The organism is Pseudoalteromonas sp. GB43 (genome assembly GCF_054923805.1).
Genome location: NZ_JBPCHJ010000001.1, coordinates 3,323,460 through 3,346,714 on the forward strand (window position 1 = coordinate 3,323,460; position 23,255 = coordinate 3,346,714).

Below are 23,255 nucleotides of genomic sequence, written 5' to 3' on the forward strand. Positions count from 1 at the left end.
GATATGCGTTATATTAAGCACGAAGACTCACAGTTACATTTTGCGCAAACAGATAAACCAACCCTTAAAGATAACGAAGTTCTTATTGCTGTTGCAGCAATTGGCGTTAATCGCGCAGATTGCTTACAGCGACAAGGCAAATACCCAGCCCCAAAAGGTGACAGTGACATTCTAGGGTTAGAATGCGCCGGTACCATTGTTGAGCAAGGTAGTGCAGTATCCGGTGACTGGCTTAATAAACGCGTTTTTGCCTTGTGTGCGGGCGGTGCTTACAGCGAGTATGTTGCCGTTGATGCTGCGCAAGTAATGCCGTTACCAGATGAAATGACAATGACCAAGGCGCTGCAATCAGCGAAGTTTATTTAACGGCTTTTTCTGCCTTATTTCAATTTGGTCTGCTCAAAGCGGGGCAAACGGCACTGATCCATGCGGGAGCTAGTGGTGTCGGTGGGGCGGCAATTCAAATGGCAAAACGCGCGGGTGCTCAAGTAGTGATCACCGCAGGTAGTGATGAAAAGTGTGAGCATGCCAAACAGCTTGGCGCAGACCACACCATTAATTATAAAACCACTGATTTTGTAGAGTACTTCAAAGCCAATAATTTACAGGCCAATACCATTGTTGATCCTGTCTCAGGACGCTATTTAAATAAAAATGCTGCCGTTGCAGCAATGGATTGCCAAATTGTGATGTTAGCCTTTTTAGATGCGCGCTTTGCTGAGGTTGACTTTGCAAGGCTGCTTAGCAAACGAATTTCCTTTCATGCATCAACTTTGCGTAACCGTTCAATTGAATTTAAACGTGATTTAAAAGAGCAGTTTATTTCGCGTTTTTATGATGACTTGGCCAACGGGTTGTTCGATTGCAATATCTATAAAACCTTAAATTGGCAAGAAGCGAATGAGGCTCACCGTATTTTAGATAACAACGAAAACTCGGGAAAAGTGGTGATGTTAGTTGAATAACATCAATTTGCCCATATTATTGGTTTTATTAGTAGTTAAAAGTAAAGGTTAATATGAACCCTATTATTGCAATGCTCAAAGAGCACAATGTAAGTGACGAGAAAGTGCGTGAGCTGTTTCAAGCGTTTATGGAAAACCCAATGATGGCAATGGGTCTGGTCCAACAGTTAGGTATCCCACCAGAAAAGCTTCAACAATTGATGGCATTAGTGATGACGCAGCCACACCTTATTAAAGAAGCGGCTGAATCAGTGGGTATCAGTGATGATGAAGTTGAGCAAGCCAAAGCGCAGTTCAAAAATCAGCAGTCATAAAATTAAATGATACGAATTTAAAAAAGGTTAGCTCTTTGGCTAACCTTTTTTGTTGGTCCTATTGATACGAAAACACATCGTCCAGTTTTTCATCAAACAATTGAGCAATCTTAAAAGCCACCTCGAGCGACGGTGAGTATTTACCTTTTTCAATCGCTACTATGGTTTGCCTTGAAACTCCAACAGCCTCTGCCAATGCTTGCTGAGTCATTTCATTGTGATGAAATCGAAGTTCCCGAATGGTATTACTGAGCTGTTTTGTCATCTAGCTGTCTCTTCGATATAAATACGCTTTGCTGGCAATAGTAATAATTTCACTGACTAAAAAACCAATAATAAGAAAGTGCATAATATTATATAGATCAGAGACCTCAGGTAACAGCATGCGTCCAGATACGCGCTCAATTTGCGTCGCTAAAAATACACATATTAAGATAGTTGCAGAGCAAAAACAGTGACCAAGCTTGGTGCTTTTTAGGTCAATGAGCTTATCACGCTCATCATCCCCTAAGTCTGCTTCTTTGTGTTTAATACCAGCAAGTACAGATTGCATAATTATCTCTAGGATCACCGCAACTACGACAACCCTATACAAATAAGACACCATGGTCTCTTGGCTTAGAGCACCCGCGGCTTGTAGTGAATTAATACCTAACAGGTAATAGCTTAACAGGCTTATGGTTACCACCAAGGTGCCCCAAATTGTCATTTCTTTGTAGCTCATTTTCTTCCACCCTATGTAAAAAATATTTGACTTGGTGTTAAGTAAACTACTCATTGCTTGCTGTGTCAAATATTTTTAACATCATGTATGGTATTTTTATCATTGACGTATTTCGTTACATTTAGTTAAGAACTAATTTGTACCGCACAGGCTCTTATGAAAACAAACAACAAATAAGGAACGAATATGAACTGGCTTTTGAAGGTATGGAAAAATAACCGCTCTTTGATATTATTCATCTGTTTGATGAGTGTGTTTAGAAGTGCGGTGGCTGATTGGTATGAAGTGCCAACAGGCTCAATGAATCCGACCATCGTTGAAGGGGACCGAATTTTAACGGATAAAATGGCTTATGATCTGCGTGTGCCATTTAGTCATATTTCGTTAATGCGCACAGATGAGCCAAAAGCCGGTGATATCATTGTATTTGACTCTAAGGCTGCAAATAATCGCTTAATAAAGCGTGTTATTGGCGTGCCGGGCGATACAGTGACTTTAGTCGATAATAGATTGATCGTTAACGGTAAAGCGCTTGATTACGCATTAACTGATGATAAGCAACAGCAGCAAACACTGATTGAAAACCTTGCCGGTGTTCAGCACGCTATTCAGATATCAAAAACGCCCTCGGTGATGCAGCATTTTGCACCTGTCGTTATTCCAAAGGATATGTATTTAGCGATGGGCGATAATCGCGATCACAGTGCAGACTCGCGAGTGATTGGTTTAGTGCCTCGCAGTGAGTTATTAGGCAAAGCTAAAAGAGTCATAGTGTCATTTGATTATGATGATTATTACTTACCTCGAAAAGAGCGACTCTTGCATGATTTGTACTTAGCACCCTAGATAAAAATCGTACAAAATTGGCAATTTATAATTTTATGTTTCAATATTAACGACATAAAAATAATAAGCCAAAAGGTAAAGTATGATAAATGATAAGTTTGCGAGATTAATTAGATCTTTTTTATTACTCGTCTTTTCGATCAGTCTGGTTGCATGTGGTTCGAGCTCAAAAAACGAATCTACAAAAGTTGATGACACTAACAGCTCAACACCGGATACAGGTGTTGAGCTTGTCGATAACAGTGGTAGTGCTGACTATAAAATTATTATTTATGGCAATAGCCATAGTGCTAGATTAGGGGATTTGCTTGAACAGCTTATTTCCAGTGAGTTAACCAACGCTCAAGTTTCAACGCTTACCGTCAGTGGTCGTTTTTTAGATGAAATAGTGAACACATCGGGCAATGTTGAAAAGCTACAGCAAGCCAATTGGAGCCATGCTATTTTTCAAGGTCAAAAGTATTCTCAGTCTGGCTCTGTTAATTATTCTACAAGTGAGGCTGAGCGATTAATTGCCAGTGCAAAAGAGCTGGAAATTACACCTATTTTGTTTCCTGAGCATCCGCAAAGAGGTGATAGCAAAGAAGGGGAGCTTGTTTATCAATTGCATTTGTCGATTAGCGAAAAAGAGGCAAGCTGTGTTGCACCAATCGGCTTAGTTTGGGACAAAGCAATCGCCGCATTACCTGAGCTTAATTTTTACAGCGCAGATGGTAATCATGCATCAAACGCAGGGCACTTACTGACCGCGATGACTTTTTATGAAGTTATAACAGGTGAGCTTGCAGATACCCTAGCTTACAATGCTGCTTTTGCGATTACCGAACAGCAACACCAGCAGTTTGGGCAAATAATTACACAAGTGCTTGCTGAATATCCTGCATGCCCCAGCTCTTAAGCTAACAACATTAATCTAAAGCATTCATTAAATACAAAAAAACCGTTGTGCCTAAACACAACGGTTTTTTATAGTAGCTAGTAATTATATTAGCTAGTAATTTTGTAATTACATTACACGCATGCCAGGCTCTGAGCCTTCATCTGGGTTAAGAATATAAATTTCTTTACCGCCAGGACCGGCTGCTAATACCATGCCCTCAGACATACCAAAACGCATCTTACGAGGCTTAAGGTTTGCTACCATAACCGTTAGCTTACCTTCGATATCTTCTGGTGCATACGCCGATTTAATACCTGCGAATACTTGGCGCGTTTCGCCACCTAAATCTAAAGTTAGCTTTAATAACTTATCTGCGCCTTCAACGTGTTCTGCTTTAGCAATTTTTGCTACGCGTAAATCAACTTTCGCAAAATCATCAAATTCGATTTCTGGGCTGATAGGTTCTTTTGCGAGTGGGCTGTTTGGATCAATCTTGTCTTTTTCAGCAACTAGACTTTCTTTTGACTCTTCAATCATTTTGTTTACTTTATCCATTTCAACACGTTGCATTAACGGTTTGAACTTATTAATTGCGTGACCAACCAGCGCTGTTTGCGCGCCTTGCCATGTTAAACCGTCGTTTAAGAAGGCTTCAACGTTTGCAGCCATACCAGGTAGAACAGGTTTTAAGTAGGTGATAAGTACACGGAACATATTTAAACCAAGTGAGCATACATCGTGTGCTTCTTGTTGTTTTGTTTCGTCTTTAATTAACACCCATGGCGCTTTAGCGTCGATGAATTGGTTTGCTTTATCAGCAAGAGCCATGATTTCACGAATTGCACGGCTGTAATCACGGTTTTCGTAGTGATTTGCAATGCTTGCAGAAGCCGCTTGGAACTCACCTAATAGCGCTTCGTCCATTACGGTGTCGCTAAGCTTGCCGTCAAACTTCTTGGTGATGAAGCTTGCACAACGACTTGCAATATTAACCACTTTACCTACTAAGTCTGAGTTTACACGTAGTGCAAAGTCTTCAAGGTTTAAATCAAGGTCAGTAATGCCGTTGTTTAGTTTTGCTGCGTAGTAATAACGAAGATACTCAGGATTTAGGTTATCAAGGTAAGTGCGCGCCTTAACAAAAGTGCCTTTTGATTTAGACATCTTCGCGCCATTCACAGTTACAAAACCATGGGCAAATACATTTGTTGGCTTTCTGAATTTTGCGCCATCTAACATTGCAGGCCAGAATAAGCTGTGGAAATAGATGATATCTTTACCAATGAAGTGGTAAAGCTCTGCATCTGAGTCTTCGCGCCAGAATGCATCAAAATCAATCCCTTTTTTATCACACAGGTTTTTAAAGCTTGCCATGTAGCCGATTGGTGCATCGAGCCACACGTAGAAAAATTTACCCGGTGCACCAGGGATTTCAAAACCAAAGTAAGGTGCGTCACGGCTGATATCCCACTGCTGTAGGCCATCTGCAAACCATTCATCAAGCTTGTTCGCCATTTCTTGTTGAATCGTGCCTGAGTGTAACCACTCTTTAAGCATGTCTTCAAAAGCAGGTAGGTCGAAGAAGTAATGCTCAGAATCTTTTAAAATTGGCTCAGCACCCGACATTACAGAGCGTGGGTTAATAAGCTCAGTTGGGCTGTAAGTTGCACCACAAGAATCACAGCTGTCACCGTTTTGATCTTCTGACTTACACGTTGGGCAAGTACCTGTTACAAAACGATCTGGTAAGAAGATACCTTTCTCTGGGTCGAAAAGTTGAGAAATAGTATGCTTTTTAATGTGACCTGCTTCATTTAAACGGTTGTAGATTAACTCGCTGAAATGACGGTTTTCTTCACTGTGCGTGCTGTGATAGTTATCAAACTCAATGTTGAAATCAGCAAAGTCACGTTGACGTTCAACACTCACGTTTTTAACCATCTTTTCTGGCGAGATCCCTTGCTTTTGCGCATTAAGCATAATTGGTGTGCCGTGAGCATCATCCGCGCAAACGTAATAGGTTTCATGACCTTGTTGTTTTTGGAAACGCGCCCAAATATCAGTTTGGATATATTCTAGTAAATGACCTAAGTGAGTCGGGTCATTGGCATAAGGTAATGCGCTAGTAATCAGGATCTTTCGCTGTGCCATAATCATTCCGAGTTGAGATTAGTTCGATGCAAATATGCTCGAATATCATTATTTAATTCATTGTGAGTTGCTTATATGCAACCTAAAGCAATGATATTATCTAATTGTCTGGTTTTAATGCCTTGAATGTTACATAATTCCGCAGCACTTTTCATCAAAGAAACGCTAATTTATTGCTATGTTTGGACTGTCAAAACTATTCTCAAGTAAATCGGCTGAAAAAGCACCTATCATTGCTGCCTTAGCCGCTTATCGTAGTAGCGCATTTGCCATTGGTATTGAGCAAGATTGGCTCGAAGAGCTTAATCAAAACAGCGATAAAAGCTGGCAAGTCAAATTAAACCTCCCTTTTGCAGGCTTGGGCGAAATCAACGACATTGAAAAATTTGTCGCCGATAAACTATCAGTGCCTGTGTCAATTAGCGCTAAAGTGAAATTACCAAGCACATTTAGTTTTAAGCAAATCAAACATATTGTGCTCGTTGCTTCAGGAAAGGGGGGCGTTGGAAAGTCAACCACAGCAGTGAATCTTGCCTCGGCTTTAGAGCAAGAGGGTGCCAAAGTGGGTATTCTCGATGCCGATATTTATGGCCCATCTATTCCACTGCTTCTTGGCCTACAAGGGGCTGAGCCGAAAACAGCCGATAATAAAAACTTACTTCCTTTTGAGGCGCATAACCTCAAAGCGCAATCGATTGGCTTTTTAGTACCAAGCGATGATGCAACCGTTTGGCGCGGACCAATGGCATCAGGTGCACTTAATCAATTAATGAACGAAACCGCTTGGGGAGAGCTTGATTATCTCATCGTTGATATGCCTCCAGGCACGGGTGATATTCAATTAACCATGAGCCAAAAAGTGCCAGCCAGTGGTGCGGTGATCATCACCACGCCTCAAGATTTAGCCCTAGCCGATGCACAAAAGGGCATTGCCATGTTCAATAAAGTGAACGTGCCTGTGCTTGGCTTAATTGAAAACATGAGCTACTTCTTATGTGGTCATTGTGGTGAGCCTAATCATGTATTTGGTAAAGATGGTGCCGTAAAATTAGCACATCGTCATGGTGTGCCTGTGCTGGCAAATATTCCACTGGCCATTGAAATTCGTGAAAGCTCGGAGCAGGGCGATTTAATTGCCAAAGACAACGCGGCTCAAATAAGCGAAACCTACAAAACCGCTGCCCGTGTACTTGCCAGTAGCTTGTATTATCAACAGGCGCACACAAGCGCAGTTGAAATAGTCATTACTGAAGATTGATTGTTGCAAAGATTTTGTTAATGGGTTTTTCTTATTAACAAAATCTTGGGTGGTCCTTTATCATTAACTTTGCTCTTAAACCCCTCTTTTAGCCTTATGTAGCCTACATTTTCGTTAAATATATCTAAAAACAAAATCGCCACAAACGTTAATATTTTATTGACGTTTTAATAACCTTGTCATAGTCTAATGAAAGCGCTTACATTTACGGGGCTTTTTATTTGCCTTTAAATGTAAGCGCTTACAATTGGCTGGTTAGAATAATATTCATATAAATCAGTTGAGTACTAACAAACACATAATGTTAGGGTTCAATGCAATGAACAGATTCAAAACACACTTAACACAACTTACAATGGCGCTTTCAGTAGCGACATTAGCTGGCTGCGGCGGCTCTGCCACAGATACGAAAATTGATACTGTCAACCCAACTGAGCCTGTTTCAGACTGGGTGATGGTTTGGGAAGATAATTTTGATGGCGATGCTATCGATGACAAAAAATGGAGTTTCGAAATAAACTGTGCGGGTGGCGGTAATAACGAAAAACAATGTTATACCGACAGTGAAGAAAACGCCTTTATTGCAGACGGTATTCTTAATATCGTTGCGTTACCTGCGGAAGAAGGGGCTGATAAGCCTTATACCTCTGCGCGTATTAATACTCGTTACAAAGCTGATTTTAAATATGGTCGCTTTGAAGTACGCGCAAAGCTGCCTAGTGGGCAAGGTTCTTGGCCTGCGTTTTGGATGATGCCTACCGATGAAGTTTATGGTGGATGGCCTCGCTCTGGTGAAATCGACATTGTTGAGTCGGTTAATTTAAAAGTACCAACCGATGACGGTGTAGAATCAAATATCTACGGCACATTACATTACGGCCAAGAGTGGCCAAATAATGATAGCAGTGGCAAAGCTTATACCTTCGCTCAAGATTCTAATCCTGCTGATGACTTTCATACTTATGCTATCGAGTGGCAAGAAGGGGAAATTCGTTGGTACGTAGATGATTATTTATATGCTACACAGCGCCAATCAGAAGTGCTTTATGATGCGAAGGGCAATGAGATTGCACTTAAGCACAGAGGCTGGTATTCAGAGTACTTCGATCAAACAACCGGAGAGTTAACGACTTTTTGGGATGCATCTCCTTACGATCAAGAATTTTATTTAATCCTGAACTTCGCAGTGGGTGGTGATTGGCCTGAAAACGTTAATGCCCTGGGTGTTGATGCAACTGCATTCGAAAATGGTCAAACTTTTGAAGTTGACTATGTACGTGTTTACGAATGTGCACAAGACCCTGACACAGGTAAAGGCTGTGAAACCGTGCGCCCGGGTTACGACAACTTAGACGATGCACTTGTGCAAGGCAAAGCTCCGGCTCCAACACCACCAAGTGATGGCACGGTAACGCCGCTTACTATTTTTGATAGCAGTTTTAACCCTAACTGGCTTGCATGGGATTGTTGCGGTGAATCAACACCTGCGCTTGTTGAAGATGCAGAGCGTGGTAATGTAGTTGAGTTTGTTGTAGGTGCAAAACCTACAGTAAATGGCTTTATTAGCCGTGCTCTCTTTATTACCGATGAAAATGGTGAAGCGTCTCCTTATGATGCCAGTGCGATGTTAGAAGACGGCTATGTAACGTTTGATATGCAAGTAACGTCTTTACCATCAACGCCTGACGCACCGTGGTTATTTAAAATCGAAAGTGATGAAGGTGCGACAGCAGTTGAGCTAAACCTGAGTGCAAGTACTGAAGGTGTTAGCCCAGTTGCTGGTGAATGGCAAACTTATACTTTCCCACTGCAAACATTAGCTGATGCGGGTTTAAATGTATCGCTGATTGATGTGATCATGATTTTCTCTGCGTGGGGTCAAGGTGAAGGTGCTGTTTATCGTGTGGATAATGTAGAGATCACAAATGATGCACCTCCTGCAACATTAACTCTTTTTGCTGACGAGATGAATCTTGATTGGCCACTTTGGAACTGTTGTGGTGATTTAGCACCTATTGAGGCCGTCGATGATGAGCAACATGGTTTGACTGCTGAATTTTCGATTGGACCAAAACCAACCGTTGTTGGCTTTAACAACCGTACTACATCAGGCGGCAGTGGCAGTCAATTTGATGCATCATCTTTAATTGATGAGGGTGTATTGCAATTTGAGATGAAGATCACCTCTTTATCATCAACACCGGATGCAGCTTGGTTTGTTAAAGTAGAATCTAGTGGTGGCCCTGATAATGGTGGTACTGCAGTTGAAGTTAACCTTAATACCAGCATAGAAGGTGTTGACCCTGTTGCAGGTGAGTGGCAAACCTATACTTTTACGGTCAATTCATTGTTACAAGCCGGTTTAGACATAAGTTCAATTGATGTCATCATGGTATTTCCTGCGTGGAGTCAAGGTGAGGGAGCTGTGTTCCGTATTGATAATGCAGTTATTTCAAACCCGTAATTAACATTGGCAACAAGTGATGGGTGCTGAATATGGCACCCAGTATCCATGACAACATATTGCAAAAGCAGGTAAATCATGAAAAGCACAAAATTTATTAAAACACCTCTTGCAGCGTCAGTTGCGATGATCTTAACTGCAGGGCTGGGCACTATGTCTGCTTATGCACAAGATGAACAAGAGAAAGCTGATAACGATATTGAAGTTATCGAAATTAAAGGTATTCGTGGCAGTATGATCCGCGCCATGGATATGAAACGTGATGCAACAGGTGTTGTAGATGCGATTTCAGCAGAAGAGATGGGTAAATTCCCAGATACTAACTTAGCTGAATCATTACAACGTATTACCGGTGTATCAGTGAGTCGTTCTAACGGCGAAGGTAGCGAAATTACGGTACGTGGTTTTGGTCCTGAGTTTAACCTCGTAATGCTGAATGGCCGTCAAATGCCAGGTACGGGTTACACCCGTTCTTACGCCCTTGAGAATATTGCCGCTGACGGTGTCAGTGCACTTGAAGTAGCAAAATCAGGGCAAGCAGATGTACCAAGTGGTGGTCTAGGTGCTACGGTAAATATTATTACTACGCGCCCATTAAATAGCCCTGGCGAGAAATTTAGCTCGTCTATTAAGGCTATTCACGATTCATCTAATGAGGCCGGTGATGATGTAACCCCAGAGTTTTCTGCAATGTACAGCAATACTTATGTTGATGATACATTTGGTTTTGCGGCATCATTCTCACATCAAGAACGTGATTTTCAACAGCAAAACGCCAATATTCAAGGTTGGCAAGCCAATGTTGATTTACCGACCCTTGATGAAGCTGACTACATTGACCCTCGTGCAGTCGATAGCGAAGGCAACCGTGTCGGTAATCATTTTTTTCCGAAAGACATGAACTACAGCATTGCTGATGTTGAACGTGAGCGCACTAATGGCCAAGTAACTTTACAGTACTCGCCAATTGAAAGCTTCACTGCAACGGTTGATTACACGGCGAGTCGTGCAATCACCGGTGTGAATACCGTGGGTTGGGGTATTTGGAATGAGTTTGGCAGTAACATTAACAGCTATGAGCTTGATGAAAATGGTACAGCGATTTTTGCCGATATCAGTGGTAATGATGGTTCATTTACAGCAAGCCGTGGCACTACTGAAGTTAAAGCACGTTCAATTGGTTTAAACCTAGAGTGGCAAATTAACGACCAGTGGAAAGTTGAGTTCGATTATCACGATTCGAAAAACGAAACAGATAACGGCGCAGATGATGGCTTAGGTTCTGATGGTCAAATCATTCTTGGCTCAGATCAGTTACAGAGCAAAGTATATGATTATCGCACTGGTGAAGTTCCGCATGCCTACGTTAACTGGAACAATGGCACAACGGTGCTTGATCCAAGTGAGATTGATTCAAACTTCAGTCAGTTTATTTACTCGCCAGGTGAGTCTAATGTTGAGCAAGCTCAGCTTCATGCAACCTGGTTTAATGAAAGCTTTGAAATTCCACTTGTTAAAGTGAAATTCGGTGCTGCCAATACTAAGCAAACTATGGGCGGTTTTACTGCATGGAGTGGCTTACGTGGCGGCCCTGGTTTTAACCCATCATTCACCGAAATCTTCCCTGATGGCATGTTCACTTATAATGATACAGGCGACATGCTAGATCAATTCTCTGGTGGTGGTAGTGCCCTTGAACCAAATTACTATTACACCTATAGCTTTGAAGAAGCGTTAGCGCGCCAACTTGCTTATTTGAATGAAGACTTATTGGGCGATAATCAATACTCAATTGATCCATTCTTTGATGGTATCGACAGTGAAAGCTACGTAGAAGAGAAAACGCAAAGCTTCTATGTGAACAGCTTATGGGAGTTTGAATTATCTGATTACTTCGTACAGATTAACGCAGGTCTTCGTTATGAAGAAACGGATGTGACCAGTACGGTTCGTCAACGTGTTGAAAGTCAAGTTAACTGGGTGAGTGCATCTGAGTGGATCATGCAGTACGAAACTGGCGGTACAGATAACTTTTATCAAGAAGAAGGTAACTATGATATCTGGTTGCCGAACATCGACGTAAAAGTTGAAATTACAGACGAGCTTGTTGGTCGTGTTTCATGGGGTAAAACCATGGCACGTGCGCCGCTGGGTAATTTGGCTGGTGACCGTAGCTTAACGGGTAGCCCGAAACCAGGTTCGCGTACAGGTAGCCAAGGTAATACTGATCTGTTGCCATTTGAATCAACTAACCTCGATTTATCCCTTGAATATTACTACGGCGAAGGTAGCTATGCTTCGGTTGGTTACTTCAAAAAAGACGTAGATAACTTTATTCAAACGCAAATAACTGAAACAACCATTGATGGTTTATACGATATCTTAAATGGTCCTCGTTACCTTGAAGCTGTGGCATCTGTAGAAGCTCGTGGTGAGCAAGCTACAAGTGACGCTGTGTTCAATGAAATGCTGGCATTAGGTTATGGTAATGCGGATGGTGCTATTGAACCAACGAGTTCTGATCCACTGATGGTATGGAATATTTCTCAACCACAAAACACGGATAGTAAATCAGTTGATGGCTTTGAACTAGCTGTTCAACACTTATTTGGTGAAAGCGGCTTTGGTTTAGGGGTTAATGCTACGTTTGTTGATGGTGATGTTGAATTTGATGTAGCAAGTTTGACTCAACAAGCTCCTTTATCTGGCTTAAGTGACTCAGCTAACTTCCAAGCTTTTTACGATAAAGATGGTTTATCTGTGAAAGTGACTTACGCATGGCGTGACTCTTACTTAATTGGTGTTGGTCAAGCACAAGGCTCATCTGATGCGCCGCCACAATTTGGCGATACATATGGTCAGTGGGACTTGAGTGTTAACTACGACATTAACGAAAACACGACTGTTTTCTTTGAAGGTATAAACCTTAACAACGAAACTGAGCGTGGCTATGGCCGTTACGAAGAGCAGTTCTTATTTGCTCGTCAATATGGACCACGTTACACAATCGGTGCCCGTTATAGCTTTTAATATGTGATCTCAAAAGGAACAAAAGCCGCTCGTTGAGCGGCTTTTTATTATCTATTTTAATTAATTAATAATTATTGAAGCAACGCACTGTTGATTTGTGTAATATATGCCTCACTAAGTCCACTATAATTAGCTTTTCGTAGACGCAAAAGGTTTGTGTTTTTTGTTAAAGTTATCGTTTTTTCCAACTTTAAATCAAATGTTTAAGTTGTTTAGGTAGAATAATAAATGAGATTATCAGATACCCATATTCAGCAATATATTGACGAAGGCCGCATTGTTATAGAGCCAGCACCAAGTAATGAAATGATCTCGGGTGTCACGGTTGACCTGCGTTTGGGCAATAAGTTTCGTGTTTTCCAGGATCATACTGCTGCGTATGTTGATTTAAGTGGCCCTAAAGATCAGCTTAATAAGGCAATGGAATCAATCATGAGTGATGAAATTGTGCTTGATGAAGAAGAAGCTTTTTTCCTTCATCCAGGTGAATTAGCATTGGCTATTACTCATGAAAAAGTTACTTTACCAGCAGATATTGTTGGTTGGTTAGATGGTCGCTCGTCGTTAGCACGCCTTGGTTTGATGGTACATGTAACAGCGCATCGTATTGATCCAGGTTGGTCGGGTAATATCGTTTTAGAGTTTTATAACTCAGGCAAGCTGCCACTTGCGCTTCGTCCAATGATGAAAATTGGTGCCATGAGTTTTGAAACCATGACAAGCCCAGCACAGAACCCTTATAACACGCGTAAAGATGCTAAATATAAAGATCAAAATACGGCAGTAGCAAGCCGCATTAGTGACGATAATAAATAATCCTTCAACATGTGGTCTTTGGGCCACATCTCATTATTTGTTAAACTTTTTACTTATTTGCATTCTCATAAATTGGCAATTTAAGCGTATTCATCCCATACTTTTAGCTGGTGTTTAAAGCACGGAGCTAAAATGCACTTTATTGGCAAGCTGATCCATCAGGTTATAAAAAATTTGCTCGTTTTACTGGGCTGCGTATTGCTTCATAGTGCCAGTATTAATGCTGCAAGCAATAACTTACCGGTATGGGTACTTGATTCAGAACAGCCTTTAGCCAAACTTAGTCAGACCCTCGAAGTATCACTGCAAAATGCTGAGCCTTTAAATGCTTTAGAAAACAATACGGTTCGCCTCGCAGCACAAACCTCTTATTGGTTAATAATCGATTTACAGCAATTGCCTGAAAATAAAAACTATGTTGTTTATCTTAGTGAGCCTAACTTAACGTGGGCAAAGTTTTATCTGTTAGATGAAAATTATCAGTCCACCAATGATCAGTGGCTTGCTTCTCTAGATAGTTTATCGAATGTGCGACCTCATTGGTTAATAGAGCACAGCCAAGGAGCTCGCTGGGCGCTAGTTAACTTTGTGCACAAAAGATCTCTAACATTAGAACTAGGTGTCGAAACAGCAAAAAGTTTTGAAGTTGACTTACATCAAACTATTTTGAGTTACGGTGCGATTTTAGGGGGGCTGATTTTGTGTATGTTTGTTTGTGGTGTTTACTTTTTTGTATCCCAGCGAACAAAATACTTAGTCCTAAATGCCTATTTTATATTGGTCACCATTGGGTTTTTAATCGATAACAGATTAATAAATTATCTAATTGGTGGTTTTAATTGGGAATCTAAATGGCCTGTTAATGAGTTCGCATTATGTTTTGTGAGCTATTTTTTATATCATTTTTTAGCGATCCATACCTATACAGCAAAGTTTAAAAAGGCCTGGCAAGCAATGATGCTGTGTTTATTCAGTGCAGCTTTATTGTCATCACTATTGCCTCATTTTAATCGTCAGTGGTTATTTATAGTCAGCTGTTTGGGCTTTTTGTGCTTTGCCCCTGTAATATTTTATAGTTTGATTAAGCGTAAGGGTAATCGTACTCATCTGCGTATTTTTATGCTTCTAATTATTGTTATTCAGGTGTTAAGTCTGTTTTTATGGAATGGATTTGGTATTGGCTACCATGGAATTCATAACACCATTTTATTGCTCACATCATTGGCGATCTGCTCCGTACTGTTATTAAAAGACCGTCAGCAAATTTCAGCATTTAGTTATTCGATGCTGCACGATGCGGATACGAAGCTACCAAATAAACAATTTTTACTCGCGCAAATGATGAAAAAAGTGTCGCAAAAGCAACATTTTTCAGTTTTATTATTTAAACCTCATGTACTCTCAAATGCACGTTCTACCTTTGGGTTTGAGCAAGCTAATATTTGTATCAATGAAAAACTAAGTATATTAAACATTCAGATGCAGACCATGAATACATTAAAGTTGGAAGTTCAAGCCACCAGAAGCACATGGCTTGCTCATATTGACGATAGTACATTTGGGTGTTTGATCTTGGGTGAACTAGAATTAAGCCATATTGAGCAATTTGCCTGCATGATCCATGGTGTGTTTGAAGAGGGATTTACTCATGAAGAAATTAACTTAGTCGACCGTGTTGATATTGGTGTTGCTTATTACCCGATGCATGGCAATACCGCGAAACAAATATTGCAATGTGCAATACAAGCAATGACTGAAAAGCGCCTACAAGGTGAACGTTGGCGTATGTTCGACTCAGAAAGTGCGCGGCTTTCTGAACAAAGGTTATCCATTGCGGCAGCGCTTAAAATTGCGATTGATGAAAATCAGCTAAGTTTGCACTTTCAACCGCAGATATGTTTGAAAACGGGCAAAGTAGTTGGCTGTGAAGCATTACTGCGCTGGACACATCCAATTTTTGGTATTGTTAATCCTGAGATATTTATTCCAATTGCAGAGTCAGCAGGGGTGATCAATCAGCTAACAGAGTGGGTCGTTGAAAAGGGGGTTGAATGGCAAGCGAAGTTTTGCAAACTGATACCCGATCATGTTATTTCCATCAATATTTCTGCAAAGGATTTATTAAATAAAAATTTACCTGTGCTGCTAATTACCATTTTAAATGAGCAAAATGTGGCGGCTGAATCAGTGATGTTAGAGCTCACTGAATCAGCGACCTTAGAAGAAAGTAAAAAAATTAAAGCCATGCTTGATGATTACCGTTTAATAGGTTTAAAACTCGCTATTGATGATTTCGGTACAGGCTACTCATCACTTGCCTATTTAAGCCAACTTGGTTTTGATGAAGTCAAAATAGATAAACAATTTGTGTTAAATCTGCCGTTTTCGGTTAATGATCAAAGTATCTGTAAGGCAACCTGTGATATCGCCACTACTTTAGGTGCACATGTTGTTGCTGAGGGTATTGAAGATGAGCAAAGCCTCGCTATGTTACAAAGCTATGGTTGCCAGTTTGGACAGGGATATTATTTTTCAAAACCCCTTGCTGCAGATGATTATTTAGACTGGATAAGCAAGGTGCAAAAACTTGACCTTAATCTTGATGCAACAGCGAACCTAGCTGATTAAAATATTTAAGCAAGGCTTCAAAACAATTCATCGTATGCTGCTCATCCGGGTAGATTAAGCCACTTTTCGATAAGCCACTCACTAAAAAGCTATTTTTGATGTTAGGGTGGACGCTAATACACTTTTCAAAACAGCGGGCAGCTAGTTCCTCAGGCATACTCATATAAAGTTGCTTTACTTGCTTATCAAAAGCGATAGATTGTTTTACGAATTCATTTGGATTTTTACCAGAGTTATCTAAAAATACCTGATGATAAAACTCATTTAAGCGTTGATTAAGTGGATGACTCAAGTCTGGTGACTGTTCTAGCCACAGCGCCGAACAGAATTGCATGCTCTTTCTGCCGCTAAATAAATGCTGACAAATATGATGGTCAAAAGCGTGCCCCAAATATAAGAGATTATTTCTGACCATACGATAAACCATAGATAGAATATAGCCTCTGTAGAATTAGCTGTATTCAGAAAAAACCTGACCCCATGCATAGGTCTGAATACGGTATACAAAAAAAAAGAATGTGTTACTCATTATGAATGTAGTCATTTTAATTGAATTCGCATGTAACTATAAAAACCTGAACACAGTTCAACTGTACAGCAGTGGCGTTCACTCACCAATTGTCGCTATAAAGGTTTTTTCGAAGTTCTTGCAACGATAACGCTGGATCTTGCCTTGTCATACAAGAATATTTTATTAAAAAATAAAAAGCTTTGTTTATTGGTATCTACAATCCCATTTTCACACTAAAAGCTTCACAAAGTTACCCCTCTAATCACTATGTTTTGAGAACAAATCTGTAAACACGAAACTAAGTTAATTTAATATTGAGGATAACTTCACTCTTTCAATGAGCACATCATTTTCTCCAGATTGAATAATAATACTTGCTAGTATTTGAGCGGTATAAAATGAATATCCATCTTCACCATGAACTGAAAGGTGATAACACGAACCAGATTCTTGATGTTAAATCCAATACTTTCCACAATCAGATAAAGCGGGAGGCTTATTAGAACCAGAGCTGAGTCTCCAAGAATCGCCATCTAAATAGCCACCGCGCCAGCTTGCGAATATTTTAAAATACACTTCTGCTTTGCTAGTAAATTTTAAAACTACCCAGCCATGAGCTTTGTGAATCATAAACACACCAATTTTTCTAAAATACTTCAGAGCTAAGCTTGTTGAGTTTTGCCATTGATTGCTCGGAGATGAACAGTTGATCGAAGCCGTCAATTTCAAGCTCTTTGTGGTTAAACTTACCAAATATTCCCATGATCTTATCGGTGGCAATAGCTACGTCACTTGGTGGCATATCATTAAATGGCGTTAGACTTTCATCAGCATTAATGATTGCATCACCAATACTGATAGTAGGTTTAGTAACATTAGTAATTTTATGACTGTCACCATTAAGAATATCGTCGCTTTCACTCAACACAGGCGCTTCAGTGATTATCTCTTCATCCATCTGAGCGAATTTTACTTTTGCTAATTCATCAGGGATGTCTTGCGCCACGCGGTAAGCATACTCAACAAGTTTTGGCTCTGCTGGGATAAATAGAATTGCCTGCTGATTTGGTGCATCAGTAATGCGCAGTATACGTCCCATTACTTGCCGATAATTCATTTCTGTTTTCACGTTTGAAAGGTAACAGCACACCTGAAGGCGTGGGATATTCGTGCCTTCTGATATCATTCCAACACTGATGATCCACTTATCTTGGTTATATCTAAAAGATCTAATTAGATCATTTCCGTTGCCTTCATCACTCGTGACAACAACAGCACTTTCTCCAATAGCCTGCTTTAAAATTAGCTGTATCTGCCATGCATGAGCAATGGAGGAGGCAACGATTAACCCACCTGCTTCTTTATTTATGGCTCGAAGCTCATTTAGCCTATGACTAGAGTGAATTAGTAGTTGCTCTATCACGCTCGTGTTTGTCACAATCTCAGAATATGGAATAATTGATTGTGATAGCAGGTCTATAAAGCTTGTGAAGTGACTCGTTTCATCACCCTCAACAACAGTAATCTGGTCATTATCTAATGCGACTACTTGTGGTATTCGGCATACATTGTCTGCAATCGCTTGTTTTAAGCCATATACGTAATCACATTGTATTTGCTCTGACTGATTACAGTATTCCGCAAGTGCGATTGGTAGCGCATCAGATCGCCACGGGGTGCCAGTTAATGCGATTGTGTAAGCCGCTTTTTCTTTAATCGTTGTTATGATCGGCTTACCCCAAGAGTTAGCATCTTTTACATTTGAACCTGCACAATGATGGATCTCATCAAAGATCACGAACACGCGATACTTTTTAAATAAGCGCCAGACCTTATTGTCTAGAGTGCTCAATGCCTGATAAGTGAATGAATTACCCAATGCGCCAATGGTTCCATCAAAATGAGCGTCGAATTGTTCACCTAACGCTTCACTAAAGTCATGCGCGACGATTGATGAAGGAGAAAAGCAAAGTACAAGATCAATGTCACCTTGGTCATACATTAATTTAGCTAATACAGAGGTCATAACTGTTTTGCCAGCACCAGGAGTAGCAAGTGCTAAAAAGTGCTTCTTTGACTTATATTTAGAAATTGCAGAGTGAATGCACTCTGACTGCCAATTTCTTAGTTTCATTTATTAGTTCTCATTTATTGATTTAATAAGTTCGTTTAAAACTGAAATTTTCCCTTTTAAGATATGGTTGTTTTCCTGCACTGCCATGTAACGTTGCTTTAATGCGGCATATCTTTCAGGGTAAATATCTTTAAGTGCAATATATTCATTCACAGCACCTAACCCCTCAAGAAGCTCAGAATTATATTGATTTAATCGGTTAGCTAACGTTTTAAAATAGTTTGACTCATCAGCATCGCTTAAATTTATAACCTCTTTAGATCTAGTTAAATCTTTTAGATAATCATGATCAAATTGTTCAGTTTTTATATAACGAGTAACCCCTTTCTTAGCTGATGTTCTTTTTTTCAACCAACCTCTTTTAACTAATTTTAAAAGCTCTTCATATATAAAACGTCGGACAGAAGCAGGATCTAACCCCTCATCCCTTTTGATAGAAAGATAAGCAGTTCTAATCTCGACAGCCGAGAAATGATCTATGTTTTTTAAAACTAAAATCTGATTAAAGGTTGAGCTATCCATTAATTAATCCAATTCAAGCACCTAAATTTAGAGTATATGCTACCAAATGTGGAGTATATGCAACTTAGTGTGGAGTATACTCTATACATTTACAGTTGACAACGTGGGAACATATATCCTTTTATTTGAAGGAAACCACAAGTGAGTGACGAAAATTTTGATAATGATTTAGCTATTCAATTTGGAAGAAATTTAAGAGCAGCCAGAGCTAAATTAGGTATGAAACAAGAAGACCTTTGCGGTAAAGCTAATCTCGATAGAAGTTACTTAAGTAAAATAGAAAGCGGTTCTTATAAAATCACACTTGCTAAAGTCTATGCGTTAGCCGCAGCACTTGAATGCCCGCTCTCAGAAATACTTCCAGAGGTTAATGGCGTAAAAATAAAATAACTTTTATGCAATGACTAAAGTTCATATTTGAATGTTATCCTCACGCTTTGAGTTTTGATATATCCTAAAATGAACCACTAATCATCATTATTCATTATTCACTCAATCACAAATGCATAGTCCGGTTAATTGAACCATCAGATCTTCCCTATCTGGAACAGCGAAACGTTTTAGTTGGAACTCTCAAACCAAAGTAGTTGGAACACTGATTTAAAATTAAATCAAAAAAGACAATTATTTTACCTTTCTAGATCATCCAGAAAAAATTCAATTACAGGTATTTACTTTTTAAACGTAAGTAAGAAACTATGACTAACAGCAGTGCCTAAATAAGGAATTGCCTTTTGTTTGCGTATGTCCGAGTGTTATTGAGCTTTTTTAACAGCCAAATAAGGTTTCATACTTTTAATCCTTTGTTTAATCGACCATTTTGGGATGTGTTCAATGGGATACGCGGAGGGGAACTCATAAAGCTCAATTTAGACGATTTTGACTTTCAGAACGAGCTAATTCGAGTACATGGCAAAGGGAAGCGAGAAAGGCTAATACCCATCAGTAAACGAGCATTGGAGTGGCTAGTTCTATATATTGGCAAGATTAGGCCAATGTTCGCCTTTATTGGCTCTGGTAACTCATTGTTTCTTAACAACAATGGTAAACGTTATAAATTAGGCAAACTTTCTGATATGGCATCTCAATAGGTCAAGTTAGCTGGCATCGAACGCCCTGGAGCTTGTCACCTGTATCGACACTCAACAGCAACCGAGATGCTTGAAAATGATGCAGACCTAATACATGTCCATGAATAACTGGGACACGCCGACATATCCACCACCAAATATATACCCATGTTAGCAGAGCAAAATTGAGTGCTGTGTATTCTGATACCCACCCATCTGCACAAAGCGATAGTGGCTTATTTGATTAATTACTGTAGAGAAACGATAGCCTTATATCCTAAATTCCCTGTATAGGTTTTCTGGGACTAAGTATAAACTGCCCTTAGTTCTTGTTATTGCTACATATAGTTTATTCTTCGTTTGCTGTGGTAGTTCTGGTAAAGCACCTTCCCGAAACCTTTTTAAAGTGGTCGGGTTTAAAACAACGCATACATCGTTGTAACAATCTTGCCCCTTTGTTGCACCCCAATTATTAGTCACGCCAGGGTAGCGATTGCTCGACTGATAAAATAACTTAATTGTATTGTTGCAATTAAATATATGATTTGCTTTATCTTTACACTCAACGAACTCTATAGGTGTATTGTCAGTTCGATTTGACCCAATAGCTATACCCATATCGTTCGAAACAAATTGGCATACGGTAGGGCTACACCTGAAGCTATTAGATAACAGCTCTTCATCAACCACTAGACCAGCAGCTTCGAACTTACCTTTATATTTTTGATAGTCTTTGTGCAAATTAGCATTAATATTACCATCTCTGCTTGTGTCAAAAGTATGTTGGAAATAGTCCCCGACCATTAGAAAATCTGTTCTTGCAGAGGCAAGTGAACAAAGAAGGTTAAAATCATGACCACCAAAATCTTGAACTTCGTCAATGCATATAAGGTCGAAATACTTTTCGAGCCGCTCGATAACTTCTTCTATAACCCCATGAAATTCAAGATATTTGGCTATTCTGTTGTGATACAACCTTTTGTGTCTATCAATATAAAATTTAGGATTAGTTCTTGCTAGTCGGAGAGTGAATACGGAGGTACATCCCAGTTTATTCCTTTTTCCTTATTCTCTAAACCTAGTATAGGTTTTACACAAAACTTATAGAGAAAAGTGAAATAGGAGTAAATCTTCACCCCTGATGGTATTTTACCGAACTTTTTAATAACCCTGCTTTTTAAGTTGGCTAAGTTATTGTCAGTATACGTGATGAGCAATACTCTAGAGTCAATTTCTATACTGTTTATGATATGACTGGTTTTGCCAGAACCTGCAACTGCAAATATTACTCTCTTATCCATTGCAGAGCCTCTGTAATATATTTAGGTGACTGGATTTGTTCAGACTTTTTATCTAGTAGTTCATATGCGCAGTCAGCCTTGTTTTTTAGCATATAATCCTGAACTGATAGTGTTCTCCTGCCTGGTGCGAATAACTCTTCGCAAACAGCAGTGTTTAACTCATAGAAGCAAATTTCAAATGTGGAATTACTATTATTTGTGTCAAAGAAGATCTTAATGTTGTCAGCAGTGTAATCTGCATAATTCTCAATGCAATTAACTTGTGCGTCCCCATCGTTATCCCTGATCACAGCAGTTTTAATATTCAGTAGCATGGCTAAATCTAAATAGCGTTTAAAACTAGTGCCACCAACAGATATGACATGCACGTCATCTGCTTCCAATGAAGAGCCAGTTACATTGCTATAAATTGCATCAATCAAAATATACTCGGCATCACCTTCAACAAGTATAACTTTGGACGACAATATGAATTCTAATATGTTGTTGTCAGGTGCTTTCATAAAAAATTTAGCCGTATCAGCAGGTAAATCTTTTAACAGGACAGGTCTTTGTGATGTGCTATTAAGTAGAATCGATTTTCGAAGGTCTAGCCTTGAAGTAATTAGGTTGCTATGGGTTGCGATGAATATCTGTTTTGCTTGTGATTCTGCTATTCTGGTCACTAACTTTTTCATATTGGTGTGGCTAAGATGGTTCTCTGGCTCTTCAAGTAGCAGAGTATCAATGTCTAGCTCAACCCCGTAGCGTTTTAGTGCGAACTCAGTCTTAATAAAACATTGACGACCCTTACCCCTATTTTCTAATGGGACATCATCTTCCGTAATTATGACGTCTGTTTCTAGGTTTGCTCGTGAGTTAGAGCGGATAGCAAACTGATAATCATTTAATCGGTCATTTACACCTTTAAGATGTTCATCCTTAAAGTCTGATTTTTGCTGCCGATATAGGTTTCTTAAGTTGATTCGTTCAGGGTGTTCTAAGACCGATTCGTATACTGTTTTTATATACTCTCTTGTAGCATATTCACTATTTATTTGTGAGCTATCTAATGATAAGTGTTTGATAAATTTGCGGTAGCCAGTATAAGACTCACCTGCGAATGTAGTGAATTTAACTGAATAATATTCGTAAGGAAAATTATCTGAATCCTGAGCCAGCACTTGTTGCATTTCAGCAAGTAAATCTTCATTTGGCTCACAGGTTAGTCGAAGGCCATCAGATGCTGTTCCATCAGAGTTATTTTTCCCGTGAATGTCTGGGTTATGTTGTTCGGACAGGTAAAGTTCGACTATAACGACAGGAAGATTAACAACGCTTTTATCCCCAGCTAGAAACTGATTGGTAATGTTCTTATTGAAAATACTCTCTAGCCCAATTACGTCTACTTTATTTCTACTCCCACTAATAACCAACTCGATAGCTGTCAGCAGCGTACTTTTCCCTGCTTCATTATCACCAATGAGAACGTTTAAATCTTCAGTAAACTCAACTTCAAACTCACTAAACCTTTTAAAATTGAATAGTTTTATCTTCTGTATAGTTTTCACAAACCAACTCCCTGTAAGCTTAATGTCTAAACGTACTTTATCATTGTTATTAATAACCAGATAGTTAAAACTAGGCTTGTTGGATTGTATA

The 23,255-nt window shown here is 39.6% G+C and carries 19 protein-coding genes and 1 pseudogene; 11 read left to right on the plus strand and 9 right to left on the minus strand.

The features are described from left to right. Nucleotides 1-3 precede the first annotated feature (3 nt). Both ACRWSG_RS15840 and ACRWSG_RS15845 read left to right on the plus strand, forming a co-directional pair. Nucleotides 4-965, plus strand: a pseudogene (locus ACRWSG_RS15840) (zinc-binding dehydrogenase). 53 nt (nt 966-1,018) lie between these two features. Then, on the plus strand, nt 1,019-1,279 hold the full coding sequence (locus tag ACRWSG_RS15845) for a DUF2999 family protein (protein WP_054561248.1): 261 nt from the start codon (nt 1,019-1,021) through the stop codon (nt 1,277-1,279). Between the two features lie 58 nt (nt 1,280-1,337). Here ACRWSG_RS15845 and ACRWSG_RS15850 read toward each other — a convergent pair whose 3' ends face one another. Next, nucleotides 1,338-1,544 carry a helix-turn-helix transcriptional regulator gene (locus tag ACRWSG_RS15850; protein ID WP_462166691.1) on the minus strand — a complete coding sequence of 69 codons (207 nt, stop codon included), beginning with the start codon at nt 1,542-1,544 and terminating at the stop codon, nt 1,338-1,340. Beyond that, entirely contained in the window at nt 1,545-2,003 is a 459-nt protein-coding gene (locus tag ACRWSG_RS15855) for a hypothetical protein (RefSeq protein WP_462166692.1), read from the minus strand. A 186-nt stretch (nt 2,004-2,189) separates the two neighbouring features. Here ACRWSG_RS15855 and lepB point away from each other — a divergent pair, with 186 nt between their 5' ends. Then, complete coding sequence (gene lepB / locus ACRWSG_RS15860) at nt 2,190-2,849, plus strand: signal peptidase I (protein ID WP_462166693.1); 660 nt, start codon at nt 2,190-2,192, stop codon at nt 2,847-2,849. Nucleotides 2,850-2,931: 82 nt separating this feature from the next. Continuing rightward, entirely contained in the window at nt 2,932-3,747 is an 816-nt protein-coding gene (locus ACRWSG_RS15865) for a hypothetical protein (protein ID WP_300361680.1), read from the plus strand. 108 nt (nt 3,748-3,855) lie between these two features. Here the strand turns inward: ACRWSG_RS15865 and metG are convergent, their stop codons facing one another. Further along, nucleotides 3,856-5,880, minus strand: coding sequence for a methionine--tRNA ligase (gene metG / locus ACRWSG_RS15870; protein ID WP_462166694.1), 2,025 nt, complete (start codon nt 5,878-5,880; stop codon nt 3,856-3,858). Between the two features lie 178 nt (nt 5,881-6,058). Here metG and apbC point away from each other — a divergent pair, with 178 nt between their 5' ends. From apbC to ACRWSG_RS15895, 5 genes are all read left to right on the plus strand, one after another. Continuing rightward, nucleotides 6,059-7,138 (plus strand): iron-sulfur cluster carrier protein ApbC, encoded by a 1,080-nt coding sequence (apbC, locus tag ACRWSG_RS15875; protein ID WP_054552943.1) that lies wholly within the window; start codon nt 6,059-6,061, stop codon nt 7,136-7,138. A gap of 319 nt (nt 7,139-7,457) precedes the next feature. Continuing rightward, nucleotides 7,458-9,602, plus strand: a complete 2,145-nt coding sequence (locus ACRWSG_RS15880) for a family 16 glycosylhydrolase (RefSeq protein WP_462166695.1) — start codon at nt 7,458-7,460, stop codon at nt 9,600-9,602. A 78-nt stretch (nt 9,603-9,680) separates the two neighbouring features. After that, the gene (locus ACRWSG_RS15885) at nt 9,681-12,632 is read left to right on the plus strand and encodes a TonB-dependent receptor (protein ID WP_462166697.1); all 2,952 of its coding nucleotides are present in this window, start codon (nt 9,681-9,683) and stop codon (nt 12,630-12,632) included. Between the two features lie 228 nt (nt 12,633-12,860). Then, nucleotides 12,861-13,448 carry a dCTP deaminase gene (gene dcd / locus ACRWSG_RS15890; protein WP_138615771.1) on the plus strand — a complete coding sequence of 196 codons (588 nt, stop codon included), beginning with the start codon at nt 12,861-12,863 and terminating at the stop codon, nt 13,446-13,448. Between the two features lie 132 nt (nt 13,449-13,580). Next, nucleotides 13,581-16,076 (plus strand): EAL domain-containing protein, encoded by a 2,496-nt coding sequence (locus ACRWSG_RS15895; RefSeq protein ID WP_462166699.1) that lies wholly within the window; start codon nt 13,581-13,583, stop codon nt 16,074-16,076. On the opposite strand, the gene ACRWSG_RS15900 is transcribed toward ACRWSG_RS15895, so the two are convergent. The 4 genes from ACRWSG_RS15900 to ACRWSG_RS15915 form a co-directional block, all read right to left on the minus strand. Continuing rightward, nucleotides 16,042-16,410 (minus strand): LPD1 domain-containing protein, encoded by a 369-nt coding sequence (locus ACRWSG_RS15900; RefSeq protein WP_462166700.1) that lies wholly within the window; start codon nt 16,408-16,410, stop codon nt 16,042-16,044. The genes ACRWSG_RS15895 and ACRWSG_RS15900 overlap by 35 nt on opposite strands. Before the next feature lie 633 nt (nt 16,411-17,043). Then, nucleotides 17,044-17,217 carry a hypothetical protein gene (locus ACRWSG_RS15905; protein ID WP_462166701.1) on the minus strand — a complete coding sequence of 58 codons (174 nt, stop codon included), beginning with the start codon at nt 17,215-17,217 and terminating at the stop codon, nt 17,044-17,046. A gap of 16 nt (nt 17,218-17,233) precedes the next feature. Continuing rightward, on the minus strand, nt 17,234-18,721 hold the full coding sequence (locus ACRWSG_RS15910) for a DEAD/DEAH box helicase (protein ID WP_462166702.1): 1,488 nt from the start codon (nt 18,719-18,721) through the stop codon (nt 17,234-17,236). 3 nt (nt 18,722-18,724) lie between these two features. Next, a complete protein-coding gene (locus ACRWSG_RS15915; protein ID WP_462166703.1) occupies nt 18,725-19,243 on the minus strand; it encodes a hypothetical protein in 519 nt (172 codons plus the stop codon). 141 nt (nt 19,244-19,384) lie between these two features. Here ACRWSG_RS15915 and ACRWSG_RS15920 point away from each other — a divergent pair, with 141 nt between their 5' ends. Beyond that, entirely contained in the window at nt 19,385-19,633 is a 249-nt protein-coding gene (locus ACRWSG_RS15920) for a helix-turn-helix domain-containing protein (protein WP_462166704.1), read from the plus strand. 437 nt (nt 19,634-20,070) lie between these two features. Continuing rightward, nucleotides 20,071-20,334: a tyrosine-type recombinase/integrase gene (locus ACRWSG_RS15925; RefSeq protein ID WP_462166965.1), complete on the plus strand. Its 264-nt coding sequence runs from the start codon at nt 20,071-20,073 to the stop codon at nt 20,332-20,334. A gap of 249 nt (nt 20,335-20,583) precedes the next feature. On the opposite strand, the gene ACRWSG_RS15930 is transcribed toward ACRWSG_RS15925, so the two are convergent. Together ACRWSG_RS15930 and ACRWSG_RS15935 are read right to left on the minus strand one after the other, a co-directional pair. Beyond that, entirely contained in the window at nt 20,584-21,288 is a 705-nt protein-coding gene (locus ACRWSG_RS15930) for a hypothetical protein (protein ID WP_462166706.1), read from the minus strand. A 310-nt stretch (nt 21,289-21,598) separates the two neighbouring features. Further along, on the minus strand, nt 21,599-23,164 hold the full coding sequence (locus ACRWSG_RS15935; RefSeq protein WP_462166707.1) for an ATP-dependent nuclease: 1,566 nt from the start codon (nt 23,162-23,164) through the stop codon (nt 21,599-21,601). Nucleotides 23,165-23,255 lie beyond the last annotated feature (91 nt).

Coding starts and splice junctions, on each gene's coding strand:
- ACRWSG_RS15915 (WP_462166703.1), bottom strand. CDS start 19,243: ATGGATAGCTCAACCTTTAATCAGATTTTAGTTTTAAAAAACATAGAT.
- ACRWSG_RS15880 (WP_462166695.1), top strand. CDS start 7,458: ATGAACAGATTCAAAACACACTTAACACAACTTACAATGGCGCTTTCA.
- ACRWSG_RS15855 (WP_462166692.1), bottom strand. CDS start 2,003: ATGAGCTACAAAGAAATGACAATTTGGGGCACCTTGGTGGTAACCATA.
- ACRWSG_RS15895 (WP_462166699.1), top strand. CDS start 13,581: ATGCACTTTATTGGCAAGCTGATCCATCAGGTTATAAAAAATTTGCTC.
- ACRWSG_RS15910 (WP_462166702.1), bottom strand. CDS start 18,721: ATGAAACTAAGAAATTGGCAGTCAGAGTGCATTCACTCTGCAATTTCT.
- ACRWSG_RS15905 (WP_462166701.1), bottom strand. CDS start 17,217: ATGATTCACAAAGCTCATGGCTGGGTAGTTTTAAAATTTACTAGCAAA.
- ACRWSG_RS15885 (WP_462166697.1), top strand. CDS start 9,681: ATGAAAAGCACAAAATTTATTAAAACACCTCTTGCAGCGTCAGTTGCG.
- metG (WP_462166694.1), bottom strand. CDS start 5,880: ATGGCACAGCGAAAGATCCTGATTACTAGCGCATTACCTTATGCCAAT.
- dcd (WP_138615771.1), top strand. CDS start 12,861: ATGAGATTATCAGATACCCATATTCAGCAATATATTGACGAAGGCCGC.
- ACRWSG_RS15865 (WP_300361680.1), top strand. CDS start 2,932: ATGATAAATGATAAGTTTGCGAGATTAATTAGATCTTTTTTATTACTC.
- ACRWSG_RS15900 (WP_462166700.1), bottom strand. CDS start 16,410: ATGCAATTCTGTTCGGCGCTGTGGCTAGAACAGTCACCAGACTTGAGT.
- lepB (WP_462166693.1), top strand. CDS start 2,190: ATGAACTGGCTTTTGAAGGTATGGAAAAATAACCGCTCTTTGATATTA.
- ACRWSG_RS15845 (WP_054561248.1), top strand. CDS start 1,019: ATGAACCCTATTATTGCAATGCTCAAAGAGCACAATGTAAGTGACGAG.
- apbC (WP_054552943.1), top strand. CDS start 6,059: ATGTTTGGACTGTCAAAACTATTCTCAAGTAAATCGGCTGAAAAAGCA.
- ACRWSG_RS15850 (WP_462166691.1), bottom strand. CDS start 1,544: ATGACAAAACAGCTCAGTAATACCATTCGGGAACTTCGATTTCATCAC.